The sequence below is a fragment of the Trinickia terrae genome, from assembly GCF_005144415.1.
In the GTDB taxonomy this organism is placed as follows: Bacteria; Pseudomonadota; Gammaproteobacteria; order Burkholderiales; family Burkholderiaceae; genus Trinickia_A; species Trinickia_A terrae.
The window spans coordinates 1-12,048 of the sequence record NZ_SWJE01000017.1 but is presented as its reverse complement, the minus strand read 5'-3'; the positions used below and the strand labels follow the sequence as shown (position 1 = coordinate 12,048).

General features: G+C 65.9%; 11 protein-coding genes. 3 read left to right on the top strand and 8 right to left on the bottom strand.

Annotated elements, in window-relative coordinates:
• Positions 1–51 precede the first annotated feature (51 nt).
• Entirely contained in the window at positions 52–1,365 is a 1,314-nt protein-coding gene (gene xopAH / locus FAZ69_RS26960; protein WP_136898152.1) for a XopAH/AvrB family type III secretion system effector, read from the top strand.
• Between the two features lie 110 nt (positions 1,366–1,475).
• Here xopAH and FAZ69_RS33430 read toward each other — a convergent pair whose 3' ends face one another.
• Complete coding sequence (locus FAZ69_RS33430) at positions 1,476–1,643, bottom strand: hypothetical protein (protein WP_169708773.1); 168 nt, start codon at positions 1,641–1,643, stop codon at positions 1,476–1,478.
• A gap of 136 nt (positions 1,644–1,779) precedes the next feature.
• On the opposite strand from FAZ69_RS33430, the gene FAZ69_RS26955 reads away from it, so the two are divergent.
• Entirely contained in the window at positions 1,780–3,078 is a 1,299-nt protein-coding gene (locus tag FAZ69_RS26955; RefSeq protein WP_169708772.1) for a Fic family protein, read from the top strand.
• A 15-nt stretch (positions 3,079–3,093) separates the two neighbouring features.
• Here FAZ69_RS26955 and FAZ69_RS26950 read toward each other — a convergent pair whose 3' ends face one another.
• The 7 genes from FAZ69_RS26950 to FAZ69_RS26920 form a co-directional block, all read right to left on the bottom strand.
• Entirely contained in the window at positions 3,094–3,846 is a 753-nt protein-coding gene (locus tag FAZ69_RS26950; protein WP_136898150.1) for a FadR/GntR family transcriptional regulator, read from the bottom strand.
• A gap of 186 nt (positions 3,847–4,032) precedes the next feature.
• Entirely contained in the window at positions 4,033–4,785 is a 753-nt protein-coding gene (locus tag FAZ69_RS26945) for an SDR family NAD(P)-dependent oxidoreductase (protein WP_136898149.1), read from the bottom strand.
• Between the two features lie 32 nt (positions 4,786–4,817).
• Entirely contained in the window at positions 4,818–5,558 is a 741-nt protein-coding gene (locus tag FAZ69_RS26940) for an SDR family oxidoreductase (protein ID WP_136898148.1), read from the bottom strand.
• Positions 5,559–6,755 carry an NAD(P)/FAD-dependent oxidoreductase gene (locus tag FAZ69_RS26935; protein WP_136898147.1) on the bottom strand — a complete coding sequence of 399 codons (1,197 nt, stop codon included), beginning with the start codon at positions 6,753–6,755 and terminating at the stop codon, positions 5,559–5,561.
• A gap of 28 nt (positions 6,756–6,783) precedes the next feature.
• Complete coding sequence (locus FAZ69_RS26930; protein ID WP_136898146.1) at positions 6,784–7,614, bottom strand: NAD-dependent epimerase/dehydratase family protein; 831 nt, start codon at positions 7,612–7,614, stop codon at positions 6,784–6,786.
• An 11-nt stretch (positions 7,615–7,625) separates the two neighbouring features.
• Entirely contained in the window at positions 7,626–9,308 is a 1,683-nt protein-coding gene (locus FAZ69_RS26925) for a hydantoinase B/oxoprolinase family protein (RefSeq protein ID WP_136898145.1), read from the bottom strand.
• A 9-nt stretch (positions 9,309–9,317) separates the two neighbouring features.
• The gene (locus FAZ69_RS26920) at positions 9,318–11,423 is read right to left on the bottom strand and encodes a hydantoinase/oxoprolinase family protein (RefSeq protein ID WP_169708771.1); all 2,106 of its coding nucleotides are present in this window, start codon (positions 11,421–11,423) and stop codon (positions 9,318–9,320) included.
• A gap of 186 nt (positions 11,424–11,609) precedes the next feature.
• Between FAZ69_RS26920 and FAZ69_RS26915 the strand changes: the two genes are divergently transcribed.
• Positions 11,610–12,048 (top strand): electron transfer flavoprotein subunit beta/FixA family protein (locus tag FAZ69_RS26915; RefSeq protein ID WP_136898144.1); only part of this gene is annotated, 439 nt, incomplete at its 3' end.

The following is a 12,048-nucleotide window of genomic DNA, read 5'->3' as shown; positions in this document are numbered from 1 at the left end:
TTGGACCCAAGTTTGACCTTGCCAATCCGTTGCACATCAGCGAGCCATCGCATGGACAACCGCATCGTTACACCCCGGGCCCATACGGTCGACCTGGACAGATCCAGCGGCAATTCCGCGAATACCGGCGCGGCGCCGCAACCGGCAACGCGACCGGCACCTCGATCGGGCGGCTCAGGCTGGCTGCACGGCCTGCGCTCGCTTGGCAAACGTCATGGCGAGAGCAGCCAGCCGGCCGTTCCCGGCGCCGCCGGACCGGCCAGGAAGACGTCCAGTTTGCCTGCCCCGCTGCGTCATGCCATCGATGGCATGACGGCGGGAAAGCAGCGCAAGACCGCATCGCGCCTCACCGATGCGCAACTGGAGCTGGCGCTCTCGAGCACGAAGCTGACCGGCCGCGCGACGCGGGCCGTGCTGCGCGAGCATCAGAAGCGTCACGTCGACAGCGGCAACGGCGCTGCCGCGCGCGCGGCGACCCTGCCTGGGCCTCCGCCGTCGCCGCGGTTGACCGAGCAGGAGCAAGGGCTGGTTGGCGCGGCGCGCTGGCCGGACATCTACGACCAGTCCGCCACCCCGCAGAACCAGGAGTACTGCCGGAGCATGTACCGGGCATCGTCCGCCGCGGCGTCGGGCGTCGCGAGCGGCGGCATCAAATCATTCGACGCGCTTTGGAATGCGGCGACGGATTGGCGGCTCGAGCGTGTCGGCGCCGATACGCCGGGACGCGAGGCGTTCGCTACGGAAAGATCGGCGGGGTCGGTATTCAACACCAAGCTGGACATGCAGTACGCCTCGATCATTCCGAAGATTCTCGATCACAGGCGGGCGGCGGCGCGCACGTACGACGGCCCGTTGCTTGCCGGCGTGCGCTGCAAGGTGTATCAGCAAACCGGAAAGCTGGATGGACGAACGATTCCTTTGACCACGCTATCGGCGGCAACGGACAAGCGCGAACTTGCGCAGAAAATGGGCCAGGTATACGAGCAGCACGATGATTTCGAGGAGATCGAAGACTCGCTGAATCGGCGCCACCCGAACAACATCGTGCATACCGACGCCCAATACTTGCCTCGCATCAAGCAGCATCTTGAGTCGCTATTCGCGCAGGCGACGCGCGGCACCTTGGCGCCGAAGGATGCGCTGAGGACCATCGCCCGCATTCATTGGTGGGCGGCCAGCGCCGCTCCCGATATGCGCGGCAGCGCCGCAAAGGCGGAATTCGCCGCTCGCGCATTGGCCGGCGCGCACGGCATCGAGCTGCCGCCGTTCAAGAAAGGCGTGGTGCCCGACATCGAGGCGATGCTGTGTTCCGAGTCCGAGTTCGTCGCGCGCTATTCGAGCCTGTTCGAGCGAAAGCCGGTATAGCGCTGCCGGACCACATGGGGCGCCGCAAGCTGAGGCTCAGCATGCATCGTCCTCTCGTCTTCATCCGTCGCCAAGGTCATCATGAGGCCCGTTTCCCGCACCTCCCCGGTTCACGTCGAAAGCAGCGGGCCGGCTACGCCCCGCGCCGAAACGCGCGTTTCCGTTCCGGCCAGTCCGAGCCGCAGCCTGTTCCCCAGCCTGTCGCCGCGCGCCGGCCGTGCGTCCGCTTCTTCACCCGGCGGGGCGGCGACGCCGCCGCGCCGCGCCTTGGCCGACATGCTCAACTTCCGGTCGGCCACCCCGATGCAAAGCCCAGCGCGGGCAGACGCAGCGACGCCGCCGCGTGCTCGACGGTCTTCGTTACGGTCGATAGAGGAGATGAGGACCCCGAGCGGAGCATTGACCGCGGAGGCCTTGGGGAAGTTGAAGTCGGCCTTGCCGCATGGCGGCGAAGCCGCCGGCAAGCTCCTGCAGCGCCGGGCGCGGCGCGCGCCGAAGTCCCGGGCGGATCGTTTGCTTCGCTCGATGTATGGCCCGCCCCAGCCGCTCGAGGGCGAACGCTTCGCGGCTTTCATGGCGATGGCGCAGTCGGATGTGGAGCACGTCGCGAAGCGCGCGCGGCTATCGGTTCCGGATGCCGCGGAACTGGTGCGTCTCGGCGTATCGCAATCCGACGTCTTCAAAAAATTGACCCAGGGCGAACAAGCACGAATGATGTTCGCCTTTTACGGCATTCGCGAGAAAGCGGCGGCGCAGGCCTCGCTTTCCGAGGCCATGGCGCGTCATCCCGCATTTCGCGCGCTGCCGGCGCGGGAGGCATGGCGTCTCGCGCTGGACCATCAGGCATGGGGCGACGGCAAGCATCATGGGCTGCGTTTCGAGAACGAACCCGGCTACATGGGCGGCATGTTCAGGGGCTTGACGGCGATGATCCAGGCCGACCTGGCCGGCCGCCGCCTGGATACGGGATTGCTGCGCGAACTGCACGACCACGGCGCGGCCGGCGTCTTCGCCAGATCGACGCTGACGAACGCCGCCGGGCTCCTGAGCGACGACGGCCTGGAACTCATTGGCGACCTGACCTCGCGTCCCGCCGCGGCCCAGGAGCCCGATTTGGAACTGCCGCGCCACATCCACGTCCTGGGGCAAGGGTTTCGCGATCTGGCGGCGGTCGGCTTCAAGCTCGAAGCGGGCAAGAACATGAGCGAAGACGGCTTGCGGGAGATGCTCGCCACCTACAATCCACACCGGCACGATGCGGCGTTCCGGTTGTTTTCGGCCACGGAGACCGACGACGAAGGCGCGCCCTTGCCGGCGAAGGCGGCTGACGATTTCTCGCAGCAAAAGCTCATTCAGCTTGTCACGCCGATCCAGGAGCACTACGAAGTCTCGGCGGCGGCGGACGATATCTTGCGGCGCCACGCGGACCATATCGAGGCCGCGGCGCCTGGCGACGCCAAACTGCGCGCGATCGCGCGCTGCTGCCAGGAACTGGAGCGGACCCATCTCTTTGCGGACGGCAACGCGCGCACGGTCGGGTTTCTCGTGTTGAACAAGCTGCTGCTCGAAAACGGCATGCCTCCGGCGATGCTCGCCGACCCGAATCGCTTCGACGGTTTCTCGGCAAACGAGCTGGTCGGCGAGATCAAGCATGGGCAGGCAACCTTCCAGCGCTTTGCTGCCGGAAGCCGCGGGGCGGTCTCGCCGTCTTGACGGCGCTGCCGTCCGTTACTCCTCGCGGGCGTTGGACAGATTGTGATAGCGCTCGAGGCTCTCGTTCAGATGCTTGCGCATCGAGCGCCGCGCGGCGGCTTCGTCCTGCTTTTCGATCGCGGCGAGGATGTCGCCGTGTTCTCTCTGGATGCGCTTGATGTAGGTCTTGCGTTCTTTTGCATCGGCCTTCGCGTGCTTCAAGCGCAGGTCGATGATGATTTCCTGCCCGAGCGACTTGAGCAGCGACGAAAAATGCGGATTGCCCGAGCACGTCGCCACCGCGAGATGAAACTCGAAGTCGGCGCGCGCGCACTCGGCGTCGTCCTCGGCCGAGACGATCTCCATGCCGGCATAGACCTGCTTGAGCGCTTTCAAGTGCTGCTCGGAGCGGCGCAGCGCCGCATACGCGGCGCACTCGGTCTCGATGCCGATGCGCAATTCGAGCACGTGCATCGAATTCTTGAACGTCGAGGGATCGATGAAGGCGGTTTCGATCGATTGCGCCGTCTCGTCCGATACGAAAACGCCGACCCCATGACGCGCGATCAGGCGCCGCCCGAGCTTGAGCGACGCCACGGCTTCGCGGACGACGGTGCGGCTCACGCCGAACTCGGCGCACAGCTCAGGCTCGGTGGGGAGCTTGGCGCCCGGGGCATATTCGCCGCGCTCGATCTTGTCGGTCAGCGCCTGGATCACGAGCTCGGTCAGGCTGCGCCGCCGCCCTGAACTTGCGGCGTTCTTGAGGAGAGTTTCAGCGTCCAGGGTCATTCCTTGCACTCCGCTCTGGATGGGGAAAACTCTGCAATTGACGGATGCAGACACTCCGCGTCGGCGCGGTCGCTCATCCATATGACCTACGCTGTGTGACATGCTATGACTCTAGCACATCCATAGGTCGCTCCAGGGTTCGCCCTGCAGCGCGGGCAGGGCGAATTGCCTCCTGTTTGATCTACTTCATGCGTAGATATAGCCGCCGCTGACGATGACGTTTTCGCCCGTGGCGTAGGTGTTGCGGCGGCTCGCCATCATCAGCACCCACTGCGCGATTTCCTCGGGCTCGGCTGCGCGGCCGAGCGGATTGGCGGCGGCGAGCTCGCCGAGGAAGCCGAGCGTCTTCGCGCGCTCCGTGGCGAAGCCTGCCGGTGCGACGGAGTTGACGAGGATGCCGTCCTTGGCGACCTCTTGCGCAAACGACTTCGTGAGGCTGACGACCGCCGCCTTGGTCGCGGCGTAATGCGCGTTCTGCGGATGCGCCTTGAACGCGTCGACCGACGTGATGTTCACGATGCGCCCGGCGATGTTCGCCTCGACCCTCGGCCGGGCGCGCATGTGCTCGATCGCGGCGACCATCATGTGGTAGGTCCCCTTGATGTTGACGGCGTTCTCGAGATCCCACTCGGCGTCGGAGATCTCGAGCAACGGGCGGCGCGGATAGATGGCCGCGCTGTTGACCAGGCAGTCGACGCGGCCGAGGGCGTCGAGCGCCTGCGCGAAGGCCGCCTGCGCGGATTCCTTGTGCGTGATGTCGCCTTCCACGCCCGCGACTTCGTGGCCTTGCTCGGCGAGATTGCGAACGGTCTCTTTGAGGAGCAGTCCGTTCTTGTCGATGAGGGCGATGCGTTTGGCGCCGTCGGCGAGCATCAGCTTGGCGACGGCGAGGCCGAGGCCCGAGGCGCCGCCGACGATTACGACGTGTTGGTTCTTCATGATGGATTCAGTGAGCGTGAAGGAGGTGGGGATCAACGGGCCGCGACGATCTGCGAGCCACCGGGCGCCTGGTCGGTCGGGAACACCTCCATGCGCGAGACGTCGACGTAGTCGGGCAGCGAGAGCGCCGTCGCGATCAGCTCGGCGATGTGCCCGGGCTGGATCGACCGGTAGGCGGCGTACAGCTTCTGGTTCGCGCCTTCCTCGCCGAGCGCGGTGCGATAGAGGCTCGTCTCCACGCGGCCCGGCGCGATCTCCGTCACGCGAACGCCGCTGCCGAGCAGGTCGCAGCGCAGCGAATCGCAGAACAGGCTGATGGCGGCCTTGGTCGCGCCGTAGACGGCCGTGTTCGGGTGCGGGAAGCGGCCCGCGCTCGATCCGACGAAGAACAGGTGTCCGCGCTGGCGTTGCAGCATGCCTGCAAGCGCCATGTGCGCGAGACGCAGCGGTGCGCGCAGATTGATGTCGATCATGCTGTCGATATCGGCTGTCGAGCTGTCGGCGAATTTCGCGATGACAGGCAGCAGCCCTGCGTTGTTCACCACGACGTCGATTTCGACGCGGCCGAACAGGTCGGCGAGCGGCGACGTGTCTTTCAGGTCGGCGGCGATCGGCGTGGCGCCGCATTCGCTTGCCAAGGCATCGAGCGCGGCGGCATCGCGGCCCAGCGCATAGACCTGCAAGCCTTCCTTGACGAGGCGGCGCGCAATCGCGCGGCCGATCCCGCTCGATGCGCCCGTGACCAGCGCGGTCTTGTACGAAGTGGCGTTCATCTAGATCACTCCTTCTTCAAGAAACGGCCGATTCTCGACGACGCGCTCATACCCGAGCGGCCCGAGATCGAGCGACCGGTACTCGCCATGAACGATCAGCTCGCTGAGCCCGCGTCCCACCGCGGGAGATTGCTGCAGGCCATGTCCGCTGAAGCCGTTGGCGAAGAAGAAATTCGTGACTTCCGGATGCGGCCCGACGATCGCGTTGTGATCGAGCGTGCAAAAGTCGTAGTGCCCCGCCCACGAGTTGACGACCTTGATCGCCTCGAACGCCGGCACGCGCTCGGCGAGCGCGGGCCAGATGACCTCGTCGAACTCCGCATGGTTCACGTCGAAGTCGTCGACGTCCGCGAGCGGATCGGGATCGGGGTAGCAGCCGGTCAGGTAGTACCGGCCCTCGGGCCTGAAGAAGATCCCGGTCGTGTCGATCGTGAGCGGCACCGTGCCTTCGAGCGGCGTGCGGCAGTCGAAGACGAAGAGGCAGCGCTTTCTCGGCTCGACGGGGATGGAGAGGCCGGCGAGCCGCGCCATCGCCGGGCCGCGCGTGCCCGCGGCGTTCACCATCAGAGCGCAGCCGATCGTCTCGCCGCTCTTGAGCACGATGCCCGTGATCCGGTCGCCGTCGCGGACGATGTCGACTGCCTCGTTCTCGATGTACTCGATGCCGAGCGCGCGCGCTTTGCGCCGCATGCCCTGCAGCAGCCCGTAGCTGTCGAACCAGCCTTCGCCGCTCTGGCCGTGGACGCCGTTGACGAGCGTATCGGTATTCAGCCAGGGAAAGCGCCGCTTCAGTTGCTCCGGATCGAGCAGCGCGACGTCGGCGCCGTTTTCGCGCTGGGTCCTGTAGTTGCGCTCGAACATCGGCGCGCCCGACGCGTCGCCGAGGTACAGGTAGCCGTTTTCCTTGAAACCGAGCTCGGGCGCATCGCCGTCGACGGCGACGCGATCGTGGAATTGGCGGATGAACTCGGTGCCGAACTGCGAGATCTTGATGTTGAGCGGATTCGAAAACTGATGCCGGATCGACGCGCTCGACAGCGCCGTGGCCGAGCGCGCATACGACCAGTCGCGCTCGACGACGAGGACCGAGCCGTTGAAGTGCGGATTCGTGGCGAGGAAATACGCGGTCGCGCTGCCGACGACCGCGCCGCCCACGATGACGACATCGTAGTGGGACTTCGATGCAAGCTGAGCCATCTCTATCGTTCCAAAAAAGGTCGGACGCTTACGCGGTTTGCGGGTCTTCGTAGTGGCCGTCGGCGGCGAACTGGCCGCCCTGGAAGCGGACAGCCGGATGCCGGGGATCGCCCGCCGGCGTGCTCGCATAGACTTCGGCGCGGTAGGCGTCGGCGGAGTCCTTGGGCCGGTAGCCGAGGTAGGCCGCCTGCGTGTTGTCCCAGAAGCTCGCGCTGTTGTCCGAGTTGCCGTAGACGATCATGTGCCCGACGCTCGGCGTCATCAGCGCGCGAATGCACAGCTGCGAGAAGTCGTCGTAGGAGAGCCACGTGGCCAGCATGCGCCGGTCGACCGGCTTCGGAAAGCACGAGCCGATCCGCATGCAGACGGACTCGATGCCGAACTTGTCGAAGTAGTAGCGCGACAGGTTCTCGACGAAGGTCTTGCTGACGCCGTAGAGGCTGTCGGGGCGCTGCGGCGCGGCGGCGTCGATGGTCTGCGTGCATTCGTAGAAGCCGATCGCGTGCACGGAGCTTGCATAGATGACGCGCTTCACGCCCGCCTGGCGCGCCGCTTCGTAGATGTGATAGCCGCCGGCGATGTTCGAGTCGAGGATGACCTGGAACGTGTTTTCGCGCGGCGCGCCGCCGAGGTGGATGACCATCTCGATGCCTCGCATCATCTCGAAGACCGCATCGCGATCCGCCAGATCGCAGACGAAGTGCCGCTCGTTCTCGCGCACTTCGCCGAGCGGCTCGCGGTCGTTCAACGTGAGCGTCGCCGCATAGGGGCGCAGCGACTCGCGCAATACATTGCCTAGGGCGCCTGCCGCGCCGGTGATCAGAATGTTCTTGAACGCGGGCTGGGTGATATCGGTCATGCGTTTGCTCCTTATCGGCCGACCGCTGCGTTCAGCGTATCGAGCGTGATGCCGTACTCGTCGCGCAATTGCGCTTCGGAGATGTACTCGTTGCGGATGTCGCGCAGGAGCGCTGTCTTGTCGCGTTGTTCCGGCGAGCCGACGCCGCCTCCGCCGGGCAAGGACAACACGACGCGCTGATGCTCGCCGACCGCCTGGGTGCCTTTGCCGCGCATCTTCGTGCCGTCCGAGAGCGTGACTTGTCCCGCCGCGCCCGGCTGGCCGCCCGACTGCCCGCGCGCCGGATGGTCGATGCGGTCGAACATCGCGTTGAAGCGGAACTGGTAGCCCTCGCGCGGGCCGATTTCCACGACCTGTCCAAGACCGCCGCGCTGCTTGCCCGCACCGCCGGAGCCGGAGCGCATCTCCTTGCGCCACACGACGATCGGCCCGACTTGCTCGGTCGCTTCGACCGACATCGCGTGAACGCCGCTCGGAAACGCCGTGGCCGAGAGGCCGTCGAGCCCGGCGCGCGCGCCCGTGCCGCCGCTGTTGAACATCAGGATCTCGCTGCCTTCGAGGCCGGAATCCTCGCGCACCGGCCGCGCGCTCACGTGCAGGTTCCAGAGCGCGCCGGAGCCCTCGGCCGGCACGCGGCCTGGCAGGATCTTGTGCAGCGCGCCCAGCACGAGGTCCGGAACGAAGTGTCCGAGCACGTGCCTCACGGCGACCGGGCTCGGCCGCTGCGCATTGAGGATGCAGCCCGCCGGCGCCTGGACGCGGAACGGCTCGAGCGAGGCCGCGTTGTTCGGCACTTCCGGCGCGATGATGCATTTCAGGCCGTAGCACGCATAGGCCTTCGCATACAGCAGAGGGACGTTGATGCCGAACGGGCTGGCGGGGGAGGAGCCGGCGAAATCGGCGAGCAGGTGGTCGCCGCCGACCGTCAGCGTGACGTTGAGCGTGACCGGTGTGTCGTAGCCGTCGAGCGTCATCGCGTTGGTCTGCGTGCCCTTCGGCAACGCGGCGATGCGTTCGAGCGTGGCTTCGCGGCTGCGCGCGAGGATGAACTCGCCGATGCCCTCGACGTCCTTGAGATCGAACTCCCTGAGCATCTCCAGCAGGCGCTTGTGTCCTGTCTCGTTGCAGGAGGCGAGGGCGTAGAGATCGCCGACCACCTTGTCCGCCTCACGCACGTTGTTGCGCAGGATGTTGATGAGATCGCGATTGACCTCGCCGCGCTCGATCAGCTTCATGATCGGCACGAACAGCCCCTCCTCGTAGATCTCCCGCGAGTCGGGGCCGAAGCCGCGTCCGCCGATGTCGACCACGTGCGCGGTGCTGGCGAAGTAGCCGATCAGCTCGCCGTCGAGAAACGACGGCGACACGACCGTGAAGTCGTGCAGGTGGCCGGTGCCTTTCCACGGATCGTTGGTCAGGTAGACGTCGCCTTCGTACATGCGCTCCACGCCGATGGCGTTCATGAAGTGCTCGACGGCTTCGGCCATCGTGTTTACGTGGCCCGGCGTGCCCGTGACGGCCTGCGCGAGCATGCGGCCGCGCTGGTCGAAGATGCCGGCGGACAGGTCGCCCGCTTCGCGCACGCTGGTGCTGAACGCCGTGCGGATCAAGGCGGTGGCCTGCTCCTCGACGACGGAGATCAGGCGGTTCCACATGACCTGCATGTGGATGGTGTCGAGATGATTCACTGACATGGTGACTCCTTAAGTCGCGGCGGCGGGCGAGAGTTTGGACGTCGCGAGCAGGCAGCCGTCGGGCTGCACCGTGGCATCGAACGAGGAGGTGATGAGCGTCGAGGTCTCGGGCTCGACGATGATGGCCGGGCCGCTCACGCGCTCGCCCACGCGCAGCGCGCCGCGCTCGACGATGGCGGCATCGACCAGGCGCTGCAGCGCGGCGTCGAAGATCCGGCGGGTCTTCTGAACCTTGGCGGCGTCGCGCCCCTCGACCCACTGCATGTGCTCGACGGGCGGCAGCGGCGACGCGGCCTTGACGGCCCAGCTCACGATCTCGATGTCGAGGCCGTCGATGGGGCGGCCGAAGAATTGCGTGTAGGCCTGGGTGAAGAGTGCAGTAAAGGTCTCGCGATCCTCGGCGTTGAAGGTCCGGTACGGAATCGCGATCGGGATTTCCCAGCCCTGGCCCACGTAGCGCATGAACGCTTTCACGTCGACCTCGGGTTCCGTTTCGCTCGAACCCTGCCGCGCGAAGCGAATGGCCTCGGCGCTCAGCTGCCCGGCGATGTCGTTGAGCGCATCGGCGTCGAAGTGGGCCAAGCGCATGCTCGCGCTGCGCACGCTCTCGTAGCCGAACGGCGCGCGCAAAAAGCCGATCGCCGAGCCCACGCCGGCGCCGGGCGGCACGACGAAGCGCTTGATGCCGCTTTTCTCGCAGAGCCGCGCCGCGTGCAGCGGGCCGGCGCCGCCGAAGGTGATCATCGTGTAGTCGCCGATGTCCTTGCCGCTTTCCACCGCATGGACGCGGGCCGCGTTGCTCATGTTCTCGTCGACGACCTCGGCCACGCCGTAAGCCGCCTCCTGCGCGCCGAGCCCGAGCGCGGCGCCGACGTCGCTCGACATTGCCTGCGCCGCGTTATCGGCCGACAACGGGATCGAGCCGCCCGCGAAGTTGTCGGGGTCGAGGCGGCCCAGCAAGAGATCGGCGTCGGTGACGGTCGGCTGCGTGCCGCCGCGCTGATAGCAGGCGGGGCCCGGCTCGGACGCCGCGCTATGCGGGCCGACGCGGATTTGCCGCATCACGTCGAGCGAGGCGATCGAGCCGCCGCCCGCGCCGATTTCGACCATCTCGACGACGGGAATCGAGATCGGCATGCCGCTGCCTTTCTTGAAGCGGTAGGTGCGCGCGACTTCGAAGGTATTGGCGGTCTTGGGCGTGAAGTCGTCGATGAGACAGATCTTGGCCGTCGTGCCGCCCATGTCGAACGAGAGGACGGTATCGAGGTTGTACTGCGCGGCGATGTGCGCTGCGAAGATCGCGCCTCCGGCCGGCCCGGATTCCACGAGCCGAACCGGAAATTCGGACGCGCTCTCGATCGAGACGATGCCGCCGCCCGAATGAATGATGAAGATGGGGCAGACTGCGCCCGCCGCGCGCACTTGGCCGAGCAGGCGGTCGAGATACGACTTCATGATCGGGCGGACGTAGGCGTTCGCGCAGACCGTGTTGAAGCGCTCGAACTCGCGAATCTGCGGCGACACCTCGCTCGAGATCGACACCGAGACGTGCGGCAGGCGCTTCTCGATGGCGTCGCGCATCTTGCGCTCATGCTCGCCGTTGACATAGGCGTGGATGAAGCCGATCGCGACGCTCTCGTAGCCGCCTTGCTCGATGCGCTCGACCACGCTCTCGATCTGCGCTTCGGTGGGCGCCAGAAGAATCCCGCCCTGAGCGTCGATGCGTTCGGCGAGCGTGAAGCGGTCGCAGCGCTCGATGAGGGGAGGGGGCAGCTTGATGTCGAGGTCGTATTGCTCGAAGCGGTTTTCGGTCCGCATCTCGATCGTGTCGCGAAAGCCCTCGGTGGTGATGAAGGCGGTCTTCGCGCCGCGCCGCTCGATCAGGGCATTGGTGGCGAGCGTCGTGCCGTGGATGATGACGCCGATGTCCTTCAGCGTGATGCCGGCCTTCTCGGCGACGATGCCGACGCCTTTGATGATCGCGCGCTCGGGCGCGGTGTAATCGGTAAGGACCTTGGTGGAGAAAAGCTTTCCACCGAGCTCCAGCGCGACGTCGGTAAACGTTCCGCCGATATCGACGCCGACTCGTGCCTTGTCGTGACTGCTGGCCACCATGACTCTCCTTTAAAGCATTGAAAGCGTGCTCGTTCGATGTTTTTTTAGTTCGTTGACATATGATGAGTGACGTCTTACAGTGGTGTCAACTGAGTCAAATTATTTTTTGCCGGATGGGGGCTCGGCTGCCTCCGGTTGCACGGATAAGCATCTGTTTCTTGTGAAGATAAAGGCGAGGTTGAGGAGATGAAGGTTTTGGTGCCGGTCAAGCGCGTAGTCGACTACAACGTGAAGGTCCGCGTGAAATCGGACAACACGGGGGTGGACATCGCGAACGTGAAGATGTCGATGAACCCGTTCGACGAGATCGCGGTGGAAGAGGCGGTGCGCCTGAGGGAAGCGGGCGTGGCCACGGAAGTGATCGCGGTGTCGGCGGGCGTGGCGCAATCGCAGGAGACGCTGCGCACGGCGCTGGCGATCGGCGCGGACCGCGCGATCCTGATCGAATCGAACGAGGATTTGCAGCCGCTGGCGGTGGCCAAGCTGCTGAAGGCGGTGGTCGACAAGGAGCAGCCGCAACTGGTGATCCTCGGCAAGCAGGCGATCGACGACGACTCCAACCAGACCGGCCAGATGCTCGCCGCGCTCGCGGGCCTGCCGCAGGCGACGTTCGCGTCGAAGGTGG

What these genes read in the sequence shown, in the direction of transcription:
- FAZ69_RS26935 (WP_136898147.1), bottom strand. Translation starts at nt 6,755, where the DNA reads ATGGCTCAGCTTGCATCGAAGTCCCACTACGATGTCGTCATCGTGGGC.
- FAZ69_RS26945 (WP_136898149.1), bottom strand. Translation starts at nt 4,785, where the DNA reads ATGAAGAACCAACACGTCGTAATCGTCGGCGGCGCCTCGGGCCTCGGC.
- FAZ69_RS26950 (WP_136898150.1), bottom strand. Translation starts at nt 3,846, where the DNA reads ATGACCCTGGACGCTGAAACTCTCCTCAAGAACGCCGCAAGTTCAGGG.
- xopAH (WP_136898152.1), top strand. Translation starts at nt 52, where the DNA reads ATGGACAACCGCATCGTTACACCCCGGGCCCATACGGTCGACCTGGAC.
- FAZ69_RS26940 (WP_136898148.1), bottom strand. Translation starts at nt 5,558, where the DNA reads ATGAACGCCACTTCGTACAAGACCGCGCTGGTCACGGGCGCATCGAGC.
- FAZ69_RS26920 (WP_169708771.1), bottom strand. Translation starts at nt 11,423, where the DNA reads ATGGTGGCCAGCAGTCACGACAAGGCACGAGTCGGCGTCGATATCGGC.
- FAZ69_RS26930 (WP_136898146.1), bottom strand. Translation starts at nt 7,614, where the DNA reads ATGACCGATATCACCCAGCCCGCGTTCAAGAACATTCTGATCACCGGC.
- FAZ69_RS33430 (WP_169708773.1), bottom strand. Translation starts at nt 1,643, where the DNA reads ATGTCGGCCAAGGCGCGGCGCGGCGGCGTCGCCGCCCCGCCGGGTGAA.
- FAZ69_RS26925 (WP_136898145.1), bottom strand. Translation starts at nt 9,308, where the DNA reads ATGTCAGTGAATCATCTCGACACCATCCACATGCAGGTCATGTGGAAC.